This window comes from Sphingobacterium sp. CZ-UAM (assembly GCF_002000245.1).
Classification (GTDB): domain Bacteria; phylum Bacteroidota; class Bacteroidia; order Sphingobacteriales; family Sphingobacteriaceae; genus Sphingobacterium.
In genome coordinates, this window is the sequence record NZ_MTCM01000002.1 from 1 (window position 1) to 23774 (window position 23774).

The window sequence follows — 23774 nt, forward strand, 5'->3', positions numbered from 1 at the left end:
GATGGTATTGCCGTAACAGGTGGGAGAGTAGGTCGGTGCCTTTTTTTACACGGAAGCCCTTGCTGGAAACAGTCAAGGGCTTCTTTCGTTTGTATACTTTACTCTTCTCTTGCTTTTCTGGGGGCAGCCAACAGGGCTGGATGGGAAGTTCCGTACAGTCCCTTTATTCCTGCAACAGGATTTTATTGGACAATAGTTTAGCAGCAAGCGTAACAGCAGCCGTAAAACCTACAAAACCGTAGCAGTAATAGCTGTAGCAGCAATAGTTTAGCAGCAAGCGTAACAGCAAGGACACCAGCAGTCGCATCAGCAACAGCAGTCCCTCGGGAGTTTTCTCTTCTCCTCTTTTCTGCAGACGGCCAGCCGGGCTGGATGGGACGTCCCCCATAGTTACATTATTCCTGCAACATTATTATTGGACAATCGTTTGCATTTCGCAAGCTCTTTTTTACTTGGATTTACTATTGTATTATTGTTATGTTAATTTAACAGCATTCGCAGCTATCACAAGGATAGAAACATAGCAAGGCGATTTAACATTATAAATTCTACACATGAAGATTTCTTTTTGGAGTACAAAAGCGCAAGTTAGTTTATTGTTGGGATTGGCTTCTCCATTTATTTTTCAATCGAATAGGGTCAGTGCGATGACTCATCTGACAATTGATTATAAGATCGAACAAACTGCAACTGTTAGCAAGATCATTGCCATACAGAAAATTAATCCAACGACGGTGGAGATTGTATATGAAAACAACCAAAGACTGACATTGGATTTTTACGGAAATCATATTTTCAGAATGTTTCAGGACATAAAGGGCGGTATTATCCGTGATCCAGAGGCAAAACCCGAAGCGAAGATCCTTGTCGAACAACCACGTAAGGCGGTGAATGAGCTGGAAGTAAAAGACGATGGCAGTAAAGCTACGATCACAACAAAAGATATTGTATTCTCCATAGATAAACAGACTTCTCAATTTAGTATCCTAAATCGTATTACAAATAAAGTTGTTGTCGAGAGTTTAAAACCCATCGCTTTTGAACCTAAACAAGTGTCCTTGGAATTAAAAGAACATAAGGATGAGTACTTTTTCGGTGGTGGTGTACAAAATGGTCGGTTCTCCCATAAGGGGAAAATCATTGCGATTGAAAATCAAAATAGCTGGACCGACGGGGGAGTTGCATCGCCTACACCTTATTTTTGGTCGACGAATGGCTATGGCTTTTTGTGGCACACATTCAAAAAAGGGAGTTACGCCTTTGGGGCAAAGACAAAAGGTACCGTGAAGTTATCGCATGACACTGATTATCTGGATGTCTTTTTTATGATCAATGATGGTACGGTACCTTTGTTGAATGACTTTTACCAGTTGACCGGTAATCCTATTCTCCTGCCAAAATTCGGCTTGTACGAGGGCCACCTAAATGCATACAATAGGGATTTTTGGAAAGAAGATGAAAAGGGGATTTTGTTTGAAGATGGAAAACGCTACAAAGAAAGCCAAAAGGAAAATGGCGGCACCAAAGAGTCTCTGAATGGTGAAAAAGGGAATTATCAATTTTCCGCCCGTGCTGTTATAGACCGTTATAAAAAACATGATATGCCGTTGGGCTGGATACTACCAAACGATGGTTACGGCGCTGGGTATGGTCAGACCGAAACTTTAGATGGAAATATCAATAACCTTAAAGAATTTGGTGATTATGCCCGTAAAAATGGAGTGGAAATTGGCCTATGGACACAGTCTGACCTACATCCCAAAGACAGCATCAGTGCATTATTGCAAAGGGATATTGTGAAGGAAGTACGCGATGCTGGTGTCAGGGTACTAAAGACGGATGTTGCCTGGGTAGGTCCGGGATATTCCTTTGGCTTAAACGGTGTTGCTGATGTGGGACATATCATGCCTTATTATGGAAATAATGCGCGACCGTTTATTATTTCATTGGACGGCTGGGCAGGAACGCAACGCTATGCTGGTATTTGGTCGGGCGATCAGACAGGTGGGGTTTGGGAATATATTCGGTTCCATATTCCGACATATATCGGTTCAGGTCTTTCCGGACAGCCAAATATTACCTCGGATATGGATGGAATCTTTGGTGGTAAAAACTTTAAGGTTAATATCAGGGACTTTCAATGGAAGACCTGGACACCGATGGAACTGAATATGGATGGTTGGGGATCCAATGAAAAGTATCCGCATGCTTTGGGCGAACCTGCTACTTCTATCAACCGTCTTTACCTGAAGCTTAAATCTCAGTTAGTTCCTTATAGCTATAGTATCGCTAAACAGGCAGTCGATGGTCTGCCCATAATTCGTGCGATGTTTTTGGAGCAGGCAAATCAGTATACGCATGGGAAGGCAACACAATACCAATATTTGTACGGCCCGAACTTTTTGGTGGCACCCATCTACCAGGAAACACGTGCAGATGAAAAGGGTAATGACATCCGCAACGGTATCTATTTGCCTGATGGAGAGTGGATAGATTACTTTACTGGCGAAAAATATAAAGGTGGCCGTATCCTCAATAATTTTGATGTGCCAATTTGGAAGCTACCGGTTTTTGTAAAGAATGGAGCCATTATTCCGGTAACTAACCCGAATAATAATGTGCAGGAAATCAAAAAAGATCAACGCATTTACGAAGTATATCCATTCGGGAACTCAGAATTCACGGAATATGATGATGACGGAAAAACAGAAGCATATCGTTATGGCAAAGGCGTCAATACAAAGATTTCTTCCATACAGAAGGGCGATAAAGTGCTGTTCACAATAGCGCCGTCAACAGGTGAATTTGAAGGCTTCGAAAAAGAGAAAACAACGGAGGTCCGTTTCAATGTGACTGCTGCTCCAAAGAAGGTGACTGTTAAAGTGAACAAAAAAGGAATTAAACTTCAGGCGGCACACTCAATAGCAGAATTTAAGAATTTGGAAAATGCCTACTTCTACGATGCCCATCCCAATTTGAATCAGTTTGCAACAAAGGGAGCAGCATTTGAAAAGGTTAGCCTGATCAAAAATCCGATGCTATTGATACGTATCGGAAAGCAGGATGTATCTTCATCAGCAGTTGAAATTCAAGTTGATGGGTTCAAGTTTGCGCCAAATGATTCGTATTTGGTACAGACGGGTTCCCTGACAGCTCCTACCGCCCAGATAACGGATAGTAATACGCAGGCTTATACATTAACACCGACATGGGAGAAAGTTGCCAATGCGGACTATTATGAGATTGCTTTCAATGATCTGACCTACTCAACCATTAAAGACAATCAATTACTCTTCGAAGGTCTGGAAGCCGAGACTGATTATAGTTTTAAGATTAGATCTGTGAATAAAGCTGGTGCTTCTAATTGGAGTACATTTAGTGCAAAAACAAAAGCCAATCCGTTGGAGTTTGCGATTGAAGGTATTAAAGCAGAAACCTCTGTAGACAATCAGGGTGGCAATGGTATCAATAAACTGTTCAACTATGACGAAGGAGATATGTGGCATACCAAGTGGGGACAAACTGCCGTTCCATTTGATGTCACGTTGGATCTAAAATCGGTCAATCAACTGGATAAGTTTGAGTATCTTCCGCGCACAGATGGCGGAAATGGCATCATTTTGAAGGGTAAAGTATTTTATAGCAACGATAAAGAGACTTGGTCTGAGGCTGGAAGCTTTGACTGGAAACGTGATGGTGAAAAGAAAGGCTTTAGTTTTGGCCAGCGTCCTGTCGCACGATTTATTAAGATCTCAGTTTCGGAAGCTGTTGGTGGATTCGGCTCTGGTCGTGAACTCTATGTCTTCAAAGTACCAGGATCAGCGAGCTATTTGCCAGGAGATATCAATAACGACCGCTTGATCGATCAGAATGATTTGACCTCTTATATTAACTATACCGGATTAAGAATGGGGGATGGTGATTTCGAGGGTTATGTGAGTAATGGTGATGTCAACAAAAATAACCTGATCGATGCTTATGATATTTCAAATGTTGCCGTATCGATCGAAGGGGGAGCCAAACCAACCAAAGAAGAAAAAGTCGCTGGTAGGCTTAAATTAACAGCATCCAAAACGGCCTTGAAATCTGGTGATATTGTCGAAATTGCCGTAAGTGGTCAAAATCTTAAAGCAGTCAATGCACTTAGTTTTGCCTTACCGTATAATCAGGGTGACTTTGAGTTTGTGGGCGTCGAACCGCTTCACCTGAAGGAAATGAACAACTATACCAATGACCGTCTTCATACAAACGGTAGCAAAGCACTATACCCTACTTTTGTAAATCTGGGCAACAAGGATACGCTGAACGGTTCTGAAGTGTTATTTAAAATTAAATTGAAGGCCAAACGTAACGTTAACTTCAATTTAAAAGCCATTGACGGTATACTAGTTGATAAAAAACTCAATTCAATCAGTTTTTAATATTATATAATAATAGTCGAAAGAGAAAGGGGAATGTTAAAGTTCCCCTTTTTTATACAATTATGATTCGAATAGGAATAAGGAGATCGTGCTATAAAGAGATCTTACCCCCAGAATAATAGCAGTATTGTCATTATCATACTTTCTTAGTTTAGTATCATGTTGAGATCCATCAGAAGAATTTCGGTATCTGCCGAAGTCGCTGTGATCTTAATTTCCGAAATATCCCAGATTCCAAAGCCATCTCTTGTCTCCAATTCTTGCCCTTCTACATTGGCAGTTCCGCTGATGACGAAAATATAGACACCATTTCCAGCTTGTTTGACTTTATAGTTTTCTGTGATACCAGCGTCGAAATGCCCCAGGTGAAACCAGGCATCTTGATGTATCCATACACCCTCGTCAGCGGGATCGGGTGAAAGGATTTGTTGAAACTTATTGTGCCTTTGTGATCTATCCAGTGTAATCTGATCGTACCGAGGTGCCACATTGCGTTGATTCGGATAGACCCAGATCTGTAAAAACTTCACTTCCCGATCGTTATTTTTATTGTATTCACTATGCATGATCCCGGTTCCTGCGCTCATTACCTGAATATCTCCTTTTCGGATAATGGCCTGATTGCCCATACTGTCTTCATGTTCGAGATCTCCTTCTAAAGGTATGCTGATGATTTCCATATTATCGTGCGGATGTAACCCAAACCCTCTCCCTGCGGCAACGATATCATCATTAAGTACACGGAGTACACCAAAGTGCATGCGTTCGGGATTATGGTAATTTGCAAAGCTAAAAGTATGATTACTCTGCAACCAACCATGGTTTGCATGACCTCGGCTTGTTGACTTATGGAGTACACTATGATTTTCCAATTGAGCCGAATCATAATGGACGGCATCGGCATCCAGTGCTTCCAAAGGTTCTATTTCGTCTATGTCATTCTTCATAATACCTGCTGAAACAGCATTTGCTGTGAATATTCCGGAACCCAAAAGTCCTTTTTTTATAAAATTCTGTTTATTCATGATCTTTGTATTTATATATCCAAAATTAATCTGCCGAAAATTAATTTGCATTGAACTAGTTTAATAAAAGCTTTGTAATCAAAATTGTAGCTTTCAGAAAATTGACATAAAAGCTCGAGTGTGGAGATTGTTTACGTTCGAAAAATTCGCTAAAGCACATTCCTTAATTTCCGGGAATCAAATCGGGGAATAAGCTGTAAATTTCATTTTTTAGCAGACCGCTTCCTCCACCGTAATGTTTTATTAAACCTATAGTGTGGTTTAAACGCAATAAATGGTCTGTGATTTCAGTCTCTTCCTGCGTCGATAGACCGGAACTCAGCAATAATATGTCGCCAGGATTAGCAGACAAATAGGTCTTGCAAGTGGAAAGATCCTGCTGAATGATGGCCTGCCAGCCCTGGGTACTTTCTATGATTCGCTTTAACGTATGGAGAATTTCCTCGTTTTTTCCGAATACAATAATGACTAAGTTTTTCATTTACAGGTTGGTTTTCATAATTGTATTGACGATAGCATTCCCTTTCAATATTTTAGAAATCGGACATTCATCTGCAATTTGCTGGAGTCGTACCACAAGGTCTTCTGCAACAGCTTGTCCGAATGAAATTTCTCGATCAAAATAGGTGACCACTTGTTCTTTCTCAATACGTAAATACATATTGGCTGTGACCTGAATCTCATCGATATGAAGTTCCTTTTTGTCAATATACATCCGTAGGGTGGCCAATGTACAGGAAACAAGAGAAGATACCAGTAGGGTATAGGGGTCAGGACCTAAATCTTCTCCACCTAATTTTTGCGGTTCATCAGTAATAAATTCACCATTACGCCATAAGATGGTTGTTTTATATTTTTGCTGACCAATATGGCCACTGACAGGATGTTCTAAAATATATTTCATACGCTTTGTTTCTTTAATTCTGATACAACAAAATTAAAGTCCATTTGATTCAATTCCATTGATGTAGTTCAAGAAATATGAAAGACTTAGAACTTCCTGATTGGGATCACTTGTAGGTTTTTCAATTTTACAGGAACTGCAGGTGCTGCTCGATGCCGTGTAACTGATTCTTGATAATAGGATTACGCTAGAGCGGCTCTTTACGGTAAAATTATGGGGTCAATTCGCACAGCATATGAGCGGATGGTTGACAAAGCCTTAATGGCTGGCTAATCCGAGCGCCTCAAGTATAAATTGATAACGTCCTTCGACTGTTGTTTTTGGCACTTCGATGACTTCATAGCCAAGCCGCTGGTAGACATCTTTCATCCAATGGAATGTGGCCTCGGCTTCCTCCCAGGTCTGTTTGCGCTCATGATCGGTTTCATAAATATCCTGCCATGGGGGTAGGATAAATACCTTTTTGTGATAACGGTTTGCTTTGGCTTTTTCAAGCAGGGACTCTCCGATAGTTAAATTTTCCATTTCGATGTAGGCGAGTGTATCTGGAATGCCACGGTCAAAAAATACATAGCCCGGATGTGTGGAGTTCTCTTTTACTTCATCAAGGAAACTGGCATTGGATGCAACCAACATCAATGTGGCATAATATTGCTTATCCTTCCAGGGCAAACCATTGCCATTGTTTACCAATTGTTCCTGAATAATTCTCCGTGCATCTTCCGGCACAGTTCGATAGCCCTGTTGCTGTAGTTTTTTTAGTAATGTGGTTTTACCTACACCGGGGCCGCCGGTGAGGATAATAAAATAAGTTGTCTGATCCATATGAAAAAAAATGCAATGCTTCTCCAATATACTTCAAGCGTATCTATTTGAAGGAGAAGATTGTGTAAAGATTAAAATAGTTATGTGTATTGCCTGGCGATTTTCTTTTCTGGTTCCACATAAAATAAATACAGGAAGAAAAGAAAAATATACTCCAGCGGTTTCATTATCCTGTAGGTCAGATTCGATGCGCTGACTGTGTTAATTTTGACGGAGATATTATATCCGTACCTGTCATAAAAGGATCGTATATAGCGATGAATGATCGGAGATAGATCACTTAAGATTTCCTCAAAAGCGTTGGCTATCAGTAGTTGACGGTTAACAATGATCGTATTTCCATGCCGTTTACCTAACCGTAGTGGTTTCACGACTGCCGGGTCTCCTTTGGCTGCTACCGTACAAAGATAATGTCCCTTGTGGTCTAAAATAGGTGGGTGCATTTTTTGGGAGAAAGCCCAAGTGCTAGTCTCTGTAAATACTTTGGCCATTGAATCGCTATCCTGACCAAACAGAATAAGAACCGCGGTCATCACCAGAAAAAAAGGAACAAGCAAGATGAGTGCCCATACCGGGTAATCAAATTTGGAGGAAAGCAGTTTATTGATCCTATTCAGTGTCGGATTACGATAAGTTCTGAGGAATGATGTTTCCCGCTCCTCCTGGATGACCTTCCAGATAAAACCTACGCCAAAACAAAAGCAGAAAATAGGGGTGAAAATAAAGTAAAATGTTCCTTCATTACCAACGTAGATACTAAGGGTCGATGTATCGTGATAGCTTACCTGTGTCAGCACAAAAAGGCTGATTATAGACCCCAGCATCAAAATAATGAGGGCGAGGACAAGGGGGATAGGTGGTATTTTTCGGCCTTTTATCCAAATAGCCATTACAGCACAGTTGAAAGCAATAAAATAAAGAAACAATGAAAGGGCATGTTTCCCACCAAAAGGTAAGTAACATGCGCCATCAACAGGATCGACAGCCTCATGATACTGACTGGAATGAGTCAACAGACCAACTCCGGAGATGGCTAAGGATAGGATGTAGCCAATAATAACAGCATATTCAATAGATGAAATCTTTTTATTCTGTCTTTTAATTGCAGAACGTAACAGATATATTAATCCAGCAAATAAAGTGACGATTACAATAAGTACGATGTCCATGGCTTCAAATAAAATTATTAAGCGAATGTAATCAAATCATTGTTTCTAATTCATGTTCAAGGCGATCAAAGTTTTCTTCATTTTTATCCATGACAACGCTTTTGATTTTGTTGCATTCCTCAGCTGTACTAAATATCATCCGAAAACCGAATTTTGTTTTGCCGGGAGCAATATCCGTCAGCGATAGCTCCATTCGGAAAAGTGGCTTGGACAGTCTGTCCCAGGTAATTAATTTGGGGTAAATTATTTCGGAAAAAATGCATTCATTTTGATAATTACCTTTATCTGGACCATGCATGATAAACTTCCATCGTCCTCCGGGTCTAAAGTCAAATTCTTCGAATGTATTGGTAAACCCAGCAGGCCCCCACCAATTTTTTAAATGTGAAGGATTGGCGCAAGCTTCAAAGACTTGTGCTATTGTGGCATTTAGGATTCTCGAACTGACGATTTCGTTGTCCGTTGAACGTATGAAAGAGGATTTGGCCATTTGTCTCAATTGTGCATATATTAACCAAATAGTCGCTTCCAGAAACCTTTCTTTTGGGCAGGGGCATTGGTTTTCTCTGTTCCGGCTGTTGTATTTGTTGGCTCTACATGCACGGTTTCCACTTTGACATTGTGCAGGATCTCATTTTCAGGGAGACCATTGCGTTGTTCGATGTCTTTGATCTGTTCGAATGCCACAGCTTGATAGAGCAGTGGGCCTTCTTTATCACAGTTAAATAGGTTGGAGTAACTTTTGGATTCATTCAAATCAAGGGGCTGTGGCTCTACAACTTCTGTGGCCTCCAAGAGACCCAATCCGCGCTCTTTGGCAAAATTCAAAGCCTTTAGGAAAATGCTAATGCGCCCATCTGAAAATAGTTGATCCAATTCCGATTTAATCTCCAGATTATGGTGATAATCGTCTAATAAACGTACGACCTGATCCGCAGAAATATATACACCCGAGCAATAATTTTCAATAAGCCTATTTTCAACTTTTTTCGTCAGTAACTCCTTGGGGATAAATTCCTCCCATTTTTTATAGTAGGAATCTAACAGCGTATTTTCTGAAAAGGATAATCCACCGCCGCGGACATAGAAATAGGTTTCAAAAAATCCTTGAACAACGGCGATGAAGAAACCATGTGTCTTGTCGAAATAGTCATTTTGATCTGTTTCCCGACCTGCATTTATAGTATCCTGGTATTTTGTTTTATAGAAATCATCAATTTGGTGCTCGGAAGCCAAGGACTCGATTTTTTCCGGATTTGTAATCACCTCAAAATACCAGGTATTAATCTGCTCTTCAGAAATTGGATGGTAACTAATGTCAAAGCCCATAATCAGCGGTTTTTTATCTGTTGTTTTTTATTTACTAAAATATTAAAAATTAACGTGTTGGACAAGTATTATACAAAAGATCATTTTTTGCCGAATTCAATATAACGATTTGCTGACTATTTCGGATCGAAAGAGGTAGGATATCTGCTGGTTTGTGGTTTTAAGTAATATTAGGTACTTTGGAGCAAAATAAAATTTATATGAAGCACTTACTATTTATTATTTTCATGTCGGCAAGTTTATTCTTCACGGCTTGCCAATCTCCAAGTCCGGAAAATTTTTTCGGGAAAGTTGTTTTAAATACAAACCTTATCGCTGATTTCGCTCCTGAGCGTTTTGGTAAACGTTTAGAACAGGAAACTGTCGAATTTGCCGATATCCCTTCCAGTAAGAAATCGGGTGATGAAGCCCAAAAATCCGTAGAAATAAAAATTCAAACTGTTGAAAAAGCATTGAAAGATATCAATGAGCTCCATGTTTCGGATGAGGATGCAAAGGCATTAAAGGAAAAGTCTATCAGCTTATTTGAGAAGGTACTTCCGGTTTATAAAAACGAGTATACCGCCTATGCCAAACTTTGCGATACAAAGGGATCCGCTGAAGAAAAACAGAAATTGCTTGAAAAGATTCAAAAAGATCATATGCCCGAGATCGACAAAGTATTTGACGAAGTATATGCTTTAGGAAAAGCCTATGCAGAAAAACACAATCTTAATGTGAACTGGGGTAACTAAGATGGATCGGGAAACTAACGCCTCTTTCCTCCATGTTATGGAAAATGGCTTATTATGAAGCTACACAAGAATTAAATATCATGTATTCTGCTTCGGTGATAGCCATCGAATCGACCGAACTTTACGAATTATTTATGAGTTATTGGCAGCATTCGAAAAACAGAGTCGGGGATACAGTAAAGGACAGTAATTAGCAGCGTACATGAATAAGCGTGCATACGTTAACACTGTATAACGGATCGCGAACTTTATAGCATATCGATCTTGCGTTGGATAGTCTCCTGCTCCAGGGAGGTTTTTGCCAATGCTTGCGCACGCTGAAAGTTCGCGATTGCTTTTTGGCGGTCTATGCTTTTATAAAGTTCTCCCAAAAGCACAAAATAAAAATGATTGTCCGACAGATTTAGTTTTTTTGCTTCAACTAATGCCATTTTTGCTCCTTTTGCCTTATATAAGGCAAATGTTCTATTGAGTACTGCGCCAGGTGAATAATTGACCATTAGTAAACGGTCGTAAAGCTCAAGGATTTCGCTCCACTTTTCTGTGGTATCTGCTTTTGTGCAATGCCATTGTGCTATTTTTGCTTCAATATGATAAGATGTCAGTTGATCACCATTGGTGGATTGATTCAAAAAATAAATTCCCTGATTGATTAACTCTTGATTCCAAAGTTTCTCGTTCTGTTGCTCATATAGGATAAATTCACCATCGGTACTGTGCCGGGCTTCGAAACGTGAAGCATGAAAACAGATTAAGGCGATGAGTGCATTTGTTTTTGGAACATTGGTCTTCTCATAAGTAGCTAACATTAACGCGAGACGTAAAGCTTCTATGCACAGTTCTTTTCTTAGAATCTGGTTCTGTGTTTTGGAATAATATCCTTCATTGAATAAGAGGTAGATAATATGCAGTACGTTGTCCAGTCTTTGGACGATTTCCTTTTCGGAGGGCAACTCAAGTTGGATCTTCTCTGTGCGGAGCTTTTCTTTTGCCCGGAACAAGCGCTTGTTGATGGTTTCCTTATTGGAGAGAAAGGCTTCGGCAATTTCTTCAATACCAAAACCGCATAGAATCCGCAAAGCGAGTCCGATCTGGGCCTCACTGGCAATTGCAGGTGTACAGATGGCGAATAGCATCTTTAACTGGCTATCCTTGATATTCTCCTGCGTAAAGCTAAATTCATCAGTATCTTCCACAAGGACTTGTTTTTGATGTATTTCTGGCATTACCTTGCTTTCGAAAATCTTATTCCGTCTAAAGTGACTTAAGGTTTTCTGCTTGGCTACCGTGTAAAGCCATGCCGTTGGATTTGGAGGCAAGCCTTTTGTCTGCCACGATTCCGTAGCCAGCAAAAATGTCTCACTGACGATATCTTCTGCAATTTCAATATACTGTAGACCGAAACCTTTTGAAATTACTGCGACAATCTTACTGAATTCCTGTTGAAAGAGCTGTTTAAGAAAATTAGATTCCATCATATAGAATAGGGCAATTGCATATTTTACAATTGCCCCTAAAGCTTTTTAAACTAATAGTGCCCTGATCTCAACACTACCATTGGATTCCAAAATAGGACAACCATGGGCCAAAGTTGTCGCTTCCTCAAGATTCTCTGCTGAGATGACAATAAACCCGCCAAGACTTTCTCGGATCTCCACAAATGGGCCATCGGTGATGACTCCGCCGGGTTTTAACACTTTTCCACTTTTTTCAAGTCGTGACCCATGGTCGGAAAGTTTTCCCTGCGCTTCAATACCAGCGATCCAATCATGCCATTTTTTATTTATCTTGGCAATTTCTTCATCATTCAAAAGAGGCTGCTCATTGCCTGCCTGCCGAAATAATAAGATGAAATCCTTCATGCTTAGCGTTTAATTTGTTAAATAAATTGATGTATCTCGTTTTAGTTTATGCTATGCTGTCTGCACTTTATGCTGACCGACTTTGTACCCACCGGCTTCAGTACGGAAAGAAATGTTAAAACGGTTGTATGCATTGATCGTGGTTATAGCAAGCGTCAGGTCAATCAGCTCTTCCTCAGAAAATTCCTGATTCGCTATGGCGTACACTTCGTCCGGTACATCCCCATTGGTTATCTTCGTTACTGCTTCTGCCCAGGCCAAGGCCGCGCGTTCACGTGCACTGTATAGTGGTGCTTCACGCCAAGCGTCCAATAAAAACAGGCGTTGTGGATTTTCACCGGTTGCTAGTAGATCTTTAGAATGCATATCCAGACAATAGGCACAGCCGTTGATCTGTGACACTCTAAAATAAATGAGATGTAAAAGCTCTTGTTCAATCGTACATTTAGCTAAATAAGCACCCAATCCAAACATTGCTTTCATAGCATTTTGGCCTTTTGCGAAAAAATTGATTCGTTGTTTCATTTTATTATTGTTTTAAGTGTAACTGTTTTACACTACAATAATGATTGAAGTTAAAGAAATTGGACATAAGGCCTGTAATATTTTTTTATTTCTTTTTAAGTTTTTGATTTTTAGCGCTTTAATTTGATTTTCGAATATGAAATTCAAATCATTTTTTATAATTATTTCCGTCATTTTGAGAACAACGATTGACCTTTGCAGAAAGGATGAATGAGCTATGTGTATTAGCTTTAGATCGGAATAATGCAGCGGTTGAATTGTAACATCCTTGGCGTAATGTGATTAAAAGTTGACAACAATTGTTAATTTTAATCAAATTACTTCAATGAAATTAATAACATATACGTTTACAATACTGGGATTTGGCATCCTGGCATCCTGCGGGTCGGGATCCAATACAAAAAAAGCTCTTGCGGATACTGCCTCCAATGCAAGCTTTAAAGCTTACGAAGATCGGTTCATCGAACAGCTTTGGAAAGAAAATCCTGAATGGGCCACACAGGTAGGTTTTCATCGATACGACTCATTGCTAACGATCCCTGACGCCAAAAGCAGGTCTTTACGTTTGGAATTTTCGAAACAGCATCTCAATCAGTTAAAAAGCTTTGACCTGGACGATCTGAACCTCTCACAGCAGACAGATTATCACCTAATCCAGAATTACCTGGAATCCAATGTATGGTCGATCGAAAAGGAAAAAGCTTACGAATGGAATCCCTCTGCCTATAATGTGAGCGGTACCATTGCCTTTATGCTGGCCGAGAACTACGCCCCACTGCACGACCGTCTTCACGCTATTGAACAGCGTATGGCGAAAATCCCTGCCTATTACGAAGCCGCTAAAGCACAAATTAAAAATCCAGCAATCGTATTGACGGATCTGGCGATACAACAGAATTTAGGTGGGTTATCGGTATTTGAAACGGATCTACGTGATTCTTTAAAAAAATCTAATCTTCCGGCAGCTGAAAAAGCAGCTATTCAAGTTAAAGCCGATCAGGCCATAAAAGCAATAAATGGATTTGTAGCATTTTTAAAAACTAATCCGAACCCATCACCGCGGAGCTTTAGACTGGGGCAGGAACTATACGATCAAAAGTTTAAGTATGACATCCAGTCAGGATCTACTGCGGCGGAGATCTACGATGCCGCCATAGCACGTAAGCGCTATCTGCATGCGGAAATGTATAAAATCAGTAAGGAGCTATGGCCAAAATATTTTGGAAAGACTGCGCAGCCCGCAGATAGTTTGGTGCTGATCCGTAAGATGATCGATACTTTATCTGTTAACCACGTCAAAGCGGAAGATTTTCAGTCTGCTATTGAGGCACAGATCCCAAAACTGGTTGAATTTGTGAAAAAGAAAGATCTCTTATACATTGATGACAGTAAACCACTCGTTGTACGGAAAGAACCTGCATACATGGCCGGGGTGGCCGGTGCTTCTATCAGCGCGCCCGGTCCCTATGATAAAGGCGGAAATACCTATTACAACGTTGGTAGTCTCGCAGGATGGACAAAAGAGGCTTCAGAAAGCTATCTACGGGAGTATAATCACTATATTTTGCAGATTCTGAATATTCACGAAGCTATCCCAGGCCATTATACGCAATTGGTATATGCCAATCAGTCCCCGAGCTTAATCAAGAGCATTTTAGGAAATGGGGCCATGATCGAAGGATGGGCTGTATATACGGAGCAGATGATGCTTGAAAATGGCTATGGTGACAATGCACCTGAAATGTGGTTGATGTGGTACAAATGGCATTTACGTACCGTATGTAATGCGATCCTGGATTATAGCGTACACGTAAAGAATATGAGTGAAAAGGATGCTATGCATCTCTTGGTTGACGAAGCATTTCAACAACAGGCAGAAGCCGCTGGGAAATGGAAAAGGGTATCCGTAAGCAGCGTGCAGCTGACTTCTTATTTTACAGGATATAAAGAAATCTATGATTTAAGAGAAGCTGTGAAAAAAGAGGAAGGTGCCAAATTTAAGCTCAAAAACTTCAATGAGAAATTTTTAAGTTTTGGCAATTCGCCCGTAAAATATATCCGGGAAATGATGCTGAAAAAATAGGTATAAGAAACCGTATTGGAAAGCCACCTGACATGCACTGCCCCAAAAAAGTTATACACTATTTGGGGCAGTACACACACCGGGTGGCTTTTTATTTTTGTAACAAGCTTGATTGAGACGTTATAGCGGTTAAGTTTTCTCTTTTAAGCGACTTTAGCAAACCTGTTCCGATACTCTATTGGGGTCAGGCCTGTTATTTTTTTGAAGATATCCCGAAATGCTTTGGTGTCCGTGTAGCCTACATCATACATTACCTGGGAGACATTTTTCCTTGATGCCTCAAAAAATTTCTTTGCGGCCTCAATGCGTACACGCTGGATATATTCCACGGGCGTATTATTTGTTGCTTCTTTGAATCTGCGTTCGAAAGTTCGACGGCCAATATTAACAAAATTGGCTAAATCTTCTACCGTAATTTTTTCCTCGTATTTCAGCTCAATGTAGTCTTGTGCTTTTTGGATATCAACGTCATCGTGATTTCGCTGTCCCCGGAATATTGCAAACTGAGACTGACTGTCCCTACTGATATCCAGTGCAAAATATTTAGCGATCATAACAGCTGTTTCGCGATCAGAAAATTTTTCGACGAGGTACAGAATTAAATTCCATAGGCTGCTGGCCCCACCGCTACTGTAGATATTATCGTTTTCGGTGATAACGGCGCCATCTTCGACTTCTATCTCGGGGTATTTTTCCTGAAATTCGCTGATATAGGCCCAGTGAGTAGAGCATTTCTTACCATTTAACAACCCAGTTTCAGCCAATAGAAAAGCACCGACGCATAAGCTAGCCAAACGGGTACCCCTTAAGTGAAGTTTTCTAAAATAAGGTATTGCTTCGGCGTTGTCCCTTATTCCGGTGTCAATATCACCAAAAGTCGGCGGTATAATCAGTAGATCGGTACGGTCGACATCTTGCAGTAAGCGATTTGTTTTTATCGTATACTCACCGCTATTGGCCGGTACATATTCACTAAGACCGACATACTCAACCTCGAATATCGGTTTCTTTCCAAATGCCAATAGAAATTCATTGGCTGTGTGGAAGGTCCTAAATGCCGGTGTGATACCTTCAATTGTACCATATTGGGGAACAAAAACAGAGATCTGCATATCTTTTGGGTTTATGTGATAAAGGTACAAATTGTTTTTGTCGTAATCCACCCCTAAAGTTGTCGGTTTTACAATGTGCCGACCTTTAAAATCCTTTGCATCTTTGCTATATCATTATAAACAAATAAAAATAAATCATGAAAACACAAACAAAAATCAAGGTAGAAGCAACTGTAAAAGCTCCAGTGGCAAAAGTATGGCAGCAATGGAATACACCAGCAGATATTATGCAGTGGAATGCTGCGGATCCAAGCTGGCATTGTCCAAGCAGCGAAAATGATCTGCGTGTAAATGGCACATTCAAGAATCGCATGGAAGCCAAGGATGGAAGTTTTGGGTTCGATTTTGAGGGAACGTACGATAAGGTCGAGTTATATCAGGAAATTGCCTATACCATGGCCGACGGTCGGACAGTGAGTACACTATTTTCTGAGACGGATGGAGAAACAGTCATGATCACCACATTTGATGCGGAGCAGATGAATGATCCTGAATTTCAGAAGCAAGGTTGGCAATCCATTCTGAACAACTTTGTAAAACATGTTGAATCAACAAATTAATCAGCATAAAATATCAACACCATGAAAAAGAATCGAATTATTTTCTGGATCGCAACAGTATTTATTGTTATCTGGGAAGGCATTATGCCATTAGGTACACTACTATTTGCACCGCAATATATCAATGCGGGGACAAAACCTTTGGGCTACCCGGATTATTTTGCCTATGCACTTATTATCTGTAAAGTTCTTGGCGTCATTGCCATTGCCATTCCACAGGTTCCGGCTAAATTAAAAGAATGGGCTTATGCAGGATTAACATTCAGTTTGTTATTTGCCTTTATCAGTCATGCTTGTGTGGACAAAAATATAACCTACATGTTATTGCCACTTATCGTACTGGCTATTCTGATGTTATCTTATGTCTATCGTTCAAAGCTAGCTGGTGCAAATTCTGCCTCGCAGCAAAATGTGTATACTGGCGCATCGGCGCTATCTTAATATTAGTGGTATGACAGTGTTCCCGTCCGAAAGGATAGGTTTATTGAAAATTTATTAGACAGAACAAAAATATAGTATTATCTATTTACATTATAAACAATCAATCAAGATGAAAACAAATTCAGTTTCTTTACATCGGGTTATTCAGGCAAGTCCTGAAAAAGTCTTCCGCGCTTTCGCAGATCCTGTAGCGCATGCTACCTGGCTACCTCCTTATGGTTTTGTCTGTACCGTACAGCAGATGGATTTTAAGGTAGGCGGTCAATTCAAGATGACGTTTATCAATTTCGGTACAGGTAATGGACATTCTTTTGGTGGCGAGTATCTCGAAATTACGAACAATGAATTTATCAAGTATGTCGACCGCTTTGATGATCCCAACTTACCCGGAGAGATGACGACGACGGTTTCCTTACGTGCAGTCAGCTGCGGTACCGAACTTAAAATTGAACAAACAGGCATTCCTGAGGTTATTCCTGCAGAAATGTGTTACCTGGGATGGCAGGAATCTCTGGAAAAAATGAAAAAACTTGTGGAGCCTGTCATACCAGACGCATAGTTTAATTCAATTTGTTTGGGATATGGAAGGGTTAAGAAGTGGAGTTTTTATCACATTTTCGGGAAATTGTAGAAAGGCACTTACGTTTTATCAGTCATGTTTTGGGGGAAGTTTGGAGTTTGATATACTGGATAAAAAGATAAATGGATATGCAGAGCTACCTATTGTAAGTGCTTCACTTATTTCCCCAAATGTGGTTATCTATGGTTCGGATCTGGTACACGATGATGGGCGAAAAATTGGCAATTATCTTTCGGTATTTTTGTCTTGTACAAATGTGATTGATCGTGGTGAGCTTGTTTCCAAATTGACATCTGGACGACATGCTGTACAAGGAAACAACGAGACGGACCCGCTGATAGAGGTGACCGATATATTTGATGTAAGGTGGATATTGGGCATACAATAACGTTTTTACACTTATTTTTTGTCTAGTTGGGACAAAATCAGTGGCGACCAATGGTCTGCCGATCAATCCGAATGTATATGTTACCGATCCCGTATTCAAATCCGTGGGCGATAAGCTAGCTCTCTACAGGATCCATGTAGAATATGTTGATTTCCAGATTAGCAGAAGTTTTGGTGGCTCATTCCGTTGTAGCACGCAACCGTTAGTAAGGCGATTTTAAATGAATGATTTTAATCCAGATCCATTACAGAAGGAAGCGAATTATTATTGTCTCACCTTTTCTGGTACCATGTGCGCGCTTTGATCTGTACCCTTAAATATTTTCTGATGAAGTGTAACTTCGTGTGTGCTTCGGGCACACTTTAATCAATGGTAATTTAGTTTAGTAACGCGCATGGAACTACAGATAGCGAATAGCAGCCTAAACGACATCGAAACAATTTTTAAGTTTTATAAGCTTGCAACAGATTTTCAAAAAGCGAAGTCCATGGTTTCCTGGCCTGAGTTTGATCGGAAGCTTATCGAACAGGAGCTCGAGGAGAATAGGCAATGGAAAATGATTGCGGATCAGGATATCGCCTGTGTCTGGGCGACAACATTCGACGACCCTGATATTTGGGAGGAGAGAAATGACGATCCGGCAGTTTACATCCATCGCATCGCAACGAATCCTAATTTTAGAGGTAAGAATCTTGTTAACAATATTGTGAATTGGTCGATTGAATATGCGATTGCAAATAATAAGAAGTTTGTTCGATTGGACACAGTGGGTGAGAATAGCGGATTGATTGACCACTACACGAAATGTGGTTTTGATTTTTTGGGATTAAAGAAGCTTCGTAATACAGCAGGCTTACCGGCACATTATGACAATGCTACCGTAAGTTTGTTTGAGATAAAACTTTGAGCGCTTTAATCAAGCCAATTTGTTTACACCGTTTTTTTGAGATGTGGAAGCTGTGTAATCAGTAACTGTTTTTTTGTTGATATTGCCCTGAAAAATAGGTCGATCTGCCTGTTTTTTGCGAAATTTTGTTATATTGTTGTAACAAATTGTCGTTTGGGTATACTAACGAATTATTAACAGTTAAACTTATTTATGAATTTATCAATTGAAAGTCTCAGTAAAACCTATCCGAATGGTGTAAAAGCCCTTGACGAAGTAAATCTTGAAATAAAACCGGGTATGTTTGGTCTTCTTGGACCAAATGGAGCGGGAAAATCCTCCCTGATGCGTACCATAGCCACACTTCAGAAGCCTGATCATGGCCGCATTACTTTTGGGGATATCGATGTCCTTGGTAAGCAGATGGAGCTGCGTAAAGTTTTAGGCTATTTGCCGCAGGAATTTGGTGTTTATCCGAATCTTTCAGCGACAGATTTATTACAGTATTTCGCAAAACTCAAGGGGATTAAGACAGGAGCTGACCGGCAGGCCATTATCAAGCGTGTTCTTGAAGTAACCAACCTTTGGGACGTACGCAACAAAAGTGTCAGTGGCTATTCAGGCGGGATGAAACAACGCTTTGGCATTGCCCAATTATTGCTTAACGATCCTAAACTAATTATTGTTGATGAACCTACGGCCGGATTGGATCCAGCCGAAAGACATCGTTTTTTAAATGTACTACGGGAGATCGGAACCAATCATACCGTTATTTTTTCGACACATATTGTGGATGATGTCCGCGAATTATGTCATGAACTGGCTATCCTCAATGGCGGTAAAATATTATTGCGTGGCACACCAAAAGAGACTATAGAAAAATTGGAAGGCAAGATCTGGGTACGTATCATTAGCCGTGATCAATTGGATCAGTATACACAAACGTATAATGTTATTTCCACCAACTACAATCAGGACAACACACTCAACATCCGGGTTTATAGTGATGTACGACCAGATGAATCCTTTGTCAATGCACAGGGCCAACTGGAAGACGTTTATTTTGTCGCACTAAAAAATGACCAGCGCCATGTTTAGTCCGATTTTTAATTTTGAATTTACGCGCTGGTTTAAGAGTGTCGCCGTCTATATTTATATGGCTTTATTCTTTGTCCTGTCGTTATTCATCATGTTGTCCTCACTGGGTATATTTGATGGGGTCACAGCGACTACTTCATCCAATACGGTCAGAAATTCCCCTTGGGCTATTAATGAGATGATAAACGGAATGTCTTCGATTATCTATTTCTTAATTCCTTCGATTGTGGGTGCCAGTGTTTATCGGGATTTTCAATATAATGTACATACCATTCTCTTTAGTTATCCTTTTACCAAAACGGACTATCTGCTGGGTAAGTTTTTCGGATCGATCGCAGTGGTACTCGTTATCGTACTGGCGTCGACCTTGGGTATTGTTGTTGCACAGTTTGTCCCAGGGATTAATCCAGATTTGTTGGGGCCGGTACATGTTTTAGCTTATTTCCAGACCTATCTCATTCAGGTCATCCCCAACCTGATTATCCTTAGTGCTATTATTTTTGTGTTGGTCACTTTTACGCGTAATGTATATGTCGGTTTTGTTGCGGTACTGGTACTTATTATTCTACAGGTGCTTGTCCAAAATCTGACAACAAATGCTGATCAGCGTTATCTTGGGGCATTGATCGATCCCTTTGGTGATAGTGCTATTTCTTATTACACCCAGTACTGGTCGCCTGAAGAAAAGAATACAAATAATCTTCCTTTTCTAGGAGCGATTATTTATAATCGTCTGATATGGCTCGCAGTAGCGGCATTATTTATTGGTGGATTTTACCTTTTATTTTCTTTCTCCCAGGAGTCCATTTCAGTCAAAACAGGTAAGAGGGGGAAAAGATTGACAAAAAATAACTTCGATAGTGTTTTTCGGCTTAACCTACCTATAGTTAGCTACGACTTTTCGTTTGTTCATTATTTGAAAACGACCTGGACATTGGCGCGATATGACTATCGGTATATTGTTAAAAATCCGGTCTTTTTGATTTTAACGCTTGTCGGTGTTTTGTTTATTATATTAATGGCCAGTACAATCGGTGCAATTTTTGGTACGTCGACTTATCCGGTTACTTGGAAGATGCTGATGATACCGGGAACGACCTTTAAATTCTTTTTGTTGATCCTGACTTTTCTTTTTACAGGTTTACTGGTCCATCGTGGTACGATTACACGCATGGGTGGTTTATTGGATGCAACACCCGTCCCAAATTGGACGCTTATGGGGTCCAAAATAATCGCAATTATCTTAATGCAATTAACCTTGCTTACGGTGGTAATGCTCACCTGTATGGCATTTCAGGTTTACCATCGTTACTATAATTTCGAAATAGGGCAGTACGTTATGCATCTCATGCTATATGGTATGTTGGGAAATATCGTATGGCTATTTGTATCCATTTTTGTGCATACGCTCTTTAAGAATTATCTGGCCGGTTTTTTTATTCTGCTAACCCTGTTTATCGGATTGCCATTTTTATCCTTGGTAGGCGTGGAGCAGACGATTTATCAATTTAACCAGGGGCCAGATCTCGAGTATTCAGATATGGATGGTTTTGGCTATATCATACCTTTTTTAACCTATCGGGTATATTGGCTGTTGTTCGCGGTGTTTTTTCTTACGGTAGCTCTCTTGTTATGGCGTAGAGGCGGCTTCTCCGGAACGAAGGAACGCTGGGCAATATTAAAGACAAACTCAAGTCCGACGAGTATAACTGTGCTTCTGGTCAGTTTTCTTGGTTTTGTGGGCATTGGTGCGGGTATATATTATGAAAACCATATTAAAAACCCTTATTACACCAGTCTTGATCATGAAAAACAGTCTGTGGAATGGGAGAAGAAGTATAAAAAATACGAGCTTCGGCCCCAACCACGTGTTGTTGATATCAAGTTCAATATGGATATCTATCCTTCCACACGCAGCTTTAAAGCTCAGGCATCTTATGTATTGAAGAATAAAACTGCAGTTGCCATAGATTCCATATTTGTCAATTATAATGATTACGACTATACCTTTTCTTTCAATGTTCCCCATAAGCTGATCTCGGCTGATGATATTTACAATTTCAATATCTATAAGTTGGCCAAACCAATGGCTCCAGGGGATTCCATTATCTTAAATTTCAGTACACTTAGTCCGGCTAACACTTGGGTGAACGAGAAATCACCCGTTAAAGGCAATGGAACTTTTATTAACAATATGCTGTTTCCGAATATCGGCTACCTGGATCGGGGGGAGCTGGTGGATAATGATATCCGAAAAAAATATGGCTTGCCCCATCGGGACCGTATGGCTCCACCCAGTGATTCCAATGCGCGAAAGGATAATTACATTTCCAATGATGCAGACTGGATCCGCTTTGAGGCCACTGTGAGCACGGATCCAGACCAGCTGGCCATTGCGCCGGGATATCTGACCAAACAATGGGAGAAAGATGGGCGGAAATACTATCAGTATAAAATGGATGCTGCTATATTGAATTTCTTCGCTTTTAACTCCGCTCGATATGAAATTAAAAAGGACAAATGGAATGGAGTCAACTTAGAGATATATTACCACAAAGGACATACCTACAATCTGGACCGGATGATGGCTTCGAGTAAGGCTTCGTTAGCCTATTATACTAGCGAGTATAGTCCTTATCAACATCGACAGTTGCGTATTGTTGAATTTCCCCGAACAGCCGGAACTTTTGCACAATCCTTTGCCAATACTATTCCATTTTCTGAGGCTATAGGTTTTATTGCCGATGTGGACGAAAAAAAAGATGATGCGGTGGATTATCCCTATGCTGTCACTGCGCATGAAATAGCGCACCAGTGGTGGGCACATCAGGTGGTAGGCGCCAATACGCAGGGAGCTACATTGATGTCAGAAAGTATGTCTGAATATTCCTCTTTGAAAGTACTGGAAAAGCGTTATGGAAAAGGGCAGATGCGCAAGTTTCTCAAAGATGCGCTGGATGAGTATTTAAAAGGAAGAGGGGCAGAGTCATTTGGTGAAAGGCCATTGATGTACAATGAAAATCAGACATACATACATTATCAGAAAGGTTCATTGGTTTTGTACGCACTGAGCGATTATCTGGGAGAAGCGGTTTTCAACCATACGGCGAAAACATATTTGAAAAATACCGCTTTCCAAAATCCACCTTATACAACATCCGTGGAGTTTGTGGATGCATTTCGTAGTGCCACGCCAGATTCATTGCGTTATCTGATCAAAGATATGTTTGAAACGATTACCTTATATAATAATAGGGTGGAGCAGGTGCGTACTAAAAAACTGAATAATGGAAAATACCAGGTCGATATCCAATTTGAAGTCGCCAAATATCGTGTAGATGCCAATGGGAAAAAGAGCTATCATGATCAGGGGGGACAACCGATAGTGTTTAAAAAATCCGACCGGGTGACATTGAAATCTTTACCCCTTAGGGATTATATCGAGGTGGGAGTTTTTTCCAAGTCAACAGATAAGAAAAACGGGAAACCGCAGGAGCTTTATCTGAAGAAACATCGTATTGACCAGATTAATAATAAGCTGACGCTGATCGTCGATCGGCAGCCCATTCAGGTCGGTATCGACCCATACAACAAACTGATTGACATAGACTCGGATGATAATAGAAAAGATATTTAGTGCGGCCAGGGCAATGAAAGCATAGCAATACGAAGGTCCTTTTTTCTGGTTGAATAGCTTACATATCTTGATTTGTGAGCTATTCAACCTTTTTTTGTACTCCTGCTAAGTATTATGGTCTCGCTCATTGTATTGACGAATTGTAAAATAATCATAACAGATTGTAAACGTGTTCTGAGGATATGGATAATAAGA

The 23774-nt window shown here is 40.3% G+C and carries 22 protein-coding genes; 11 read left to right on the forward strand and 11 right to left on the reverse strand.

Translation table 11 applies throughout. The features are described from left to right. Both BWD42_RS24865 and BWD42_RS10270 read left to right on the forward strand, forming a co-directional pair. Nucleotides 1–242 (forward strand): hypothetical protein (locus BWD42_RS24865; RefSeq protein ID WP_217700054.1); only part of this gene is annotated, 242 nt, incomplete at its 5' end. 312 nt (nt 243–554) lie between these two features. Next, nucleotides 555–4421 (forward strand): TIM-barrel domain-containing protein, encoded by a 3867-nt coding sequence (locus BWD42_RS10270; RefSeq protein WP_077435961.1) that lies wholly within the window; start codon nt 555–557, stop codon nt 4419–4421. Nucleotides 4422–4567: 146 nt separating this feature from the next. Here BWD42_RS10270 and BWD42_RS10275 read toward each other — a convergent pair whose 3' ends face one another. The 7 genes from BWD42_RS10275 to BWD42_RS10305 form a co-directional block, all read right to left on the reverse strand. Then, on the reverse strand, nt 4568–5446 hold the full coding sequence (locus tag BWD42_RS10275; protein ID WP_077436972.1) for a pirin family protein: 879 nt from the start codon (nt 5444–5446) through the stop codon (nt 4568–4570). A gap of 163 nt (nt 5447–5609) precedes the next feature. Beyond that, entirely contained in the window at nt 5610–5927 is a 318-nt protein-coding gene (locus BWD42_RS10280) for a hypothetical protein (RefSeq protein WP_077435963.1), read from the reverse strand. Beyond that, nucleotides 5928–6350: an OsmC family protein gene (locus BWD42_RS10285; protein WP_077435965.1), complete on the reverse strand. Its 423-nt coding sequence runs from the start codon at nt 6348–6350 to the stop codon at nt 5928–5930. A gap of 258 nt (nt 6351–6608) precedes the next feature. Then, nucleotides 6609–7175 carry an AAA family ATPase gene (locus BWD42_RS10290; protein ID WP_077435967.1) on the reverse strand — a complete coding sequence of 189 codons (567 nt, stop codon included), beginning with the start codon at nt 7173–7175 and terminating at the stop codon, nt 6609–6611. 80 nt (nt 7176–7255) lie between these two features. Beyond that, the gene (locus BWD42_RS10295; RefSeq protein ID WP_077435969.1) at nt 7256–8344 is read right to left on the reverse strand and encodes a DUF6688 family protein; all 1089 of its coding nucleotides are present in this window, start codon (nt 8342–8344) and stop codon (nt 7256–7258) included. A gap of 31 nt (nt 8345–8375) precedes the next feature. Beyond that, nucleotides 8376–8834, reverse strand: a complete 459-nt coding sequence (locus tag BWD42_RS10300; RefSeq protein ID WP_077435971.1) for an SRPBCC family protein — start codon at nt 8832–8834, stop codon at nt 8376–8378. Nucleotides 8835–8854: 20 nt separating this feature from the next. Next, complete coding sequence (locus BWD42_RS10305; protein WP_077435973.1) at nt 8855–9673, reverse strand: hypothetical protein; 819 nt, start codon at nt 9671–9673, stop codon at nt 8855–8857. A gap of 200 nt (nt 9674–9873) precedes the next feature. On the opposite strand from BWD42_RS10305, the gene BWD42_RS10310 reads away from it, so the two are divergent. Continuing rightward, the gene (locus tag BWD42_RS10310) at nt 9874–10407 is read left to right on the forward strand and encodes a hypothetical protein (protein ID WP_139351114.1); all 534 of its coding nucleotides are present in this window, start codon (nt 9874–9876) and stop codon (nt 10405–10407) included. 248 nt (nt 10408–10655) lie between these two features. Here BWD42_RS10310 and BWD42_RS10315 read toward each other — a convergent pair whose 3' ends face one another. Genes BWD42_RS10315 through BWD42_RS10325 form a run of 3 tightly spaced genes read right to left on the reverse strand, consistent with a single transcriptional unit; the run spans nt 10656 to nt 12794 of the window. Further along, nucleotides 10656–11885 carry an RNA polymerase sigma factor gene (locus tag BWD42_RS10315; RefSeq protein ID WP_254846215.1) on the reverse strand — a complete coding sequence of 410 codons (1230 nt, stop codon included), beginning with the start codon at nt 11883–11885 and terminating at the stop codon, nt 10656–10658. A gap of 45 nt (nt 11886–11930) precedes the next feature. Next, a complete protein-coding gene (locus BWD42_RS10320; RefSeq protein WP_077435977.1) occupies nt 11931–12269 on the reverse strand; it encodes a YciI family protein in 339 nt (112 codons plus the stop codon). 51 nt (nt 12270–12320) lie between these two features. Then, nucleotides 12321–12794: a carboxymuconolactone decarboxylase family protein gene (locus BWD42_RS10325; protein WP_077435979.1), complete on the reverse strand. Its 474-nt coding sequence runs from the start codon at nt 12792–12794 to the stop codon at nt 12321–12323. A gap of 325 nt (nt 12795–13119) precedes the next feature. On the opposite strand from BWD42_RS10325, the gene BWD42_RS10330 reads away from it, so the two are divergent. Further along, nucleotides 13120–14877: a DUF885 domain-containing protein gene (locus BWD42_RS10330; protein ID WP_077435981.1), complete on the forward strand. Its 1758-nt coding sequence runs from the start codon at nt 13120–13122 to the stop codon at nt 14875–14877. 143 nt (nt 14878–15020) lie between these two features. On the opposite strand, the gene BWD42_RS10335 is transcribed toward BWD42_RS10330, so the two are convergent. Continuing rightward, a complete protein-coding gene (locus BWD42_RS10335) occupies nt 15021–15989 on the reverse strand; it encodes a GlxA family transcriptional regulator (RefSeq protein WP_077435983.1) in 969 nt (322 codons plus the stop codon). Nucleotides 15990–16126: 137 nt separating this feature from the next. Between BWD42_RS10335 and BWD42_RS10340 the strand changes: the two genes are divergently transcribed. The 7 genes from BWD42_RS10340 to BWD42_RS10375 all read left to right on the forward strand — a co-directional run bounded on the left by BWD42_RS10340 (nt 16127) and on the right by BWD42_RS10375 (nt 23579). Next, nucleotides 16127–16549, forward strand: coding sequence for an SRPBCC family protein (locus BWD42_RS10340; protein ID WP_077435985.1), 423 nt, complete (start codon nt 16127–16129; stop codon nt 16547–16549). A gap of 21 nt (nt 16550–16570) precedes the next feature. Beyond that, entirely contained in the window at nt 16571–16990 is a 420-nt protein-coding gene (locus BWD42_RS10345; protein WP_077435987.1) for a DoxX family protein, read from the forward strand. A gap of 109 nt (nt 16991–17099) precedes the next feature. After that, nucleotides 17100–17549: an SRPBCC family protein gene (locus BWD42_RS10350; RefSeq protein WP_077435989.1), complete on the forward strand. Its 450-nt coding sequence runs from the start codon at nt 17100–17102 to the stop codon at nt 17547–17549. Between the two features lie 22 nt (nt 17550–17571). Then, complete coding sequence (locus tag BWD42_RS10355) at nt 17572–17958, forward strand: glyoxalase (RefSeq protein ID WP_077435991.1); 387 nt, start codon at nt 17572–17574, stop codon at nt 17956–17958. 394 nt (nt 17959–18352) lie between these two features. Continuing rightward, entirely contained in the window at nt 18353–18865 is a 513-nt protein-coding gene (locus BWD42_RS10365) for a GNAT family N-acetyltransferase (protein WP_077435993.1), read from the forward strand. Nucleotides 18866–19057: 192 nt separating this feature from the next. Beyond that, nucleotides 19058–19942 (forward strand): ABC transporter ATP-binding protein, encoded by an 885-nt coding sequence (locus BWD42_RS10370; RefSeq protein ID WP_077435995.1) that lies wholly within the window; start codon nt 19058–19060, stop codon nt 19940–19942. Continuing rightward, nucleotides 19935–23579, forward strand: a complete 3645-nt coding sequence (locus BWD42_RS10375) for a M1 family aminopeptidase (RefSeq protein ID WP_077435997.1) — start codon at nt 19935–19937, stop codon at nt 23577–23579. Before BWD42_RS10370 ends, BWD42_RS10375 begins: the two co-directional genes overlap by 8 nt. The last annotated feature ends 195 nt before the right edge of the window (nt 23580–23774 follow it).

Bases quoted from the DNA above. Each gene is read 5' to 3' on its own strand.
- BWD42_RS10330 (WP_077435981.1), top strand. From the start codon at position 13,120: ATGAAATTAATAACATATACGTTTACAATACTGGGATTTGGCATCCTG.
- BWD42_RS10275 (WP_077436972.1), bottom strand. From the start codon at position 5,446: ATGAATAAACAGAATTTTATAAAAAAAGGACTTTTGGGTTCCGGAATA.
- BWD42_RS10315 (WP_254846215.1), bottom strand. From the start codon at position 11,885: ATGATGGAATCTAATTTTCTTAAACAGCTCTTTCAACAGGAATTCAGT.
- BWD42_RS10295 (WP_077435969.1), bottom strand. From the start codon at position 8,344: ATGGACATCGTACTTATTGTAATCGTCACTTTATTTGCTGGATTAATA.
- BWD42_RS10320 (WP_077435977.1), bottom strand. From the start codon at position 12,269: ATGAAGGATTTCATCTTATTATTTCGGCAGGCAGGCAATGAGCAGCCT.
- BWD42_RS10285 (WP_077435965.1), bottom strand. From the start codon at position 6,350: ATGAAATATATTTTAGAACATCCTGTCAGTGGCCATATTGGTCAGCAA.
- BWD42_RS10310 (WP_139351114.1), top strand. From the start codon at position 9,874: ATGAAGCACTTACTATTTATTATTTTCATGTCGGCAAGTTTATTCTTC.
- BWD42_RS10345 (WP_077435987.1), top strand. From the start codon at position 16,571: ATGAAAAAGAATCGAATTATTTTCTGGATCGCAACAGTATTTATTGTT.
- BWD42_RS10375 (WP_077435997.1), top strand. From the start codon at position 19,935: ATGTTTAGTCCGATTTTTAATTTTGAATTTACGCGCTGGTTTAAGAGT.
- BWD42_RS10325 (WP_077435979.1), bottom strand. From the start codon at position 12,794: ATGAAACAACGAATCAATTTTTTCGCAAAAGGCCAAAATGCTATGAAA.
- BWD42_RS10355 (WP_077435991.1), top strand. From the start codon at position 17,572: ATGGAAGGGTTAAGAAGTGGAGTTTTTATCACATTTTCGGGAAATTGT.
- BWD42_RS10350 (WP_077435989.1), top strand. From the start codon at position 17,100: ATGAAAACAAATTCAGTTTCTTTACATCGGGTTATTCAGGCAAGTCCT.
- BWD42_RS10280 (WP_077435963.1), bottom strand. From the start codon at position 5,927: ATGAAAAACTTAGTCATTATTGTATTCGGAAAAAACGAGGAAATTCTC.
- BWD42_RS10365 (WP_077435993.1), top strand. From the start codon at position 18,353: ATGGAACTACAGATAGCGAATAGCAGCCTAAACGACATCGAAACAATT.
- BWD42_RS10270 (WP_077435961.1), top strand. From the start codon at position 555: ATGAAGATTTCTTTTTGGAGTACAAAAGCGCAAGTTAGTTTATTGTTG.
- BWD42_RS10370 (WP_077435995.1), top strand. From the start codon at position 19,058: ATGAATTTATCAATTGAAAGTCTCAGTAAAACCTATCCGAATGGTGTA.
- BWD42_RS10335 (WP_077435983.1), bottom strand. From the start codon at position 15,989: ATGCAGATCTCTGTTTTTGTTCCCCAATATGGTACAATTGAAGGTATC.
- BWD42_RS10300 (WP_077435971.1), bottom strand. From the start codon at position 8,834: ATGGCCAAATCCTCTTTCATACGTTCAACGGACAACGAAATCGTCAGT.
- BWD42_RS10290 (WP_077435967.1), bottom strand. From the start codon at position 7,175: ATGGATCAGACAACTTATTTTATTATCCTCACCGGCGGCCCCGGTGTA.
- BWD42_RS10340 (WP_077435985.1), top strand. From the start codon at position 16,127: ATGAAAACACAAACAAAAATCAAGGTAGAAGCAACTGTAAAAGCTCCA.
- BWD42_RS10305 (WP_077435973.1), bottom strand. From the start codon at position 9,673: ATGGGCTTTGACATTAGTTACCATCCAATTTCTGAAGAGCAGATTAAT.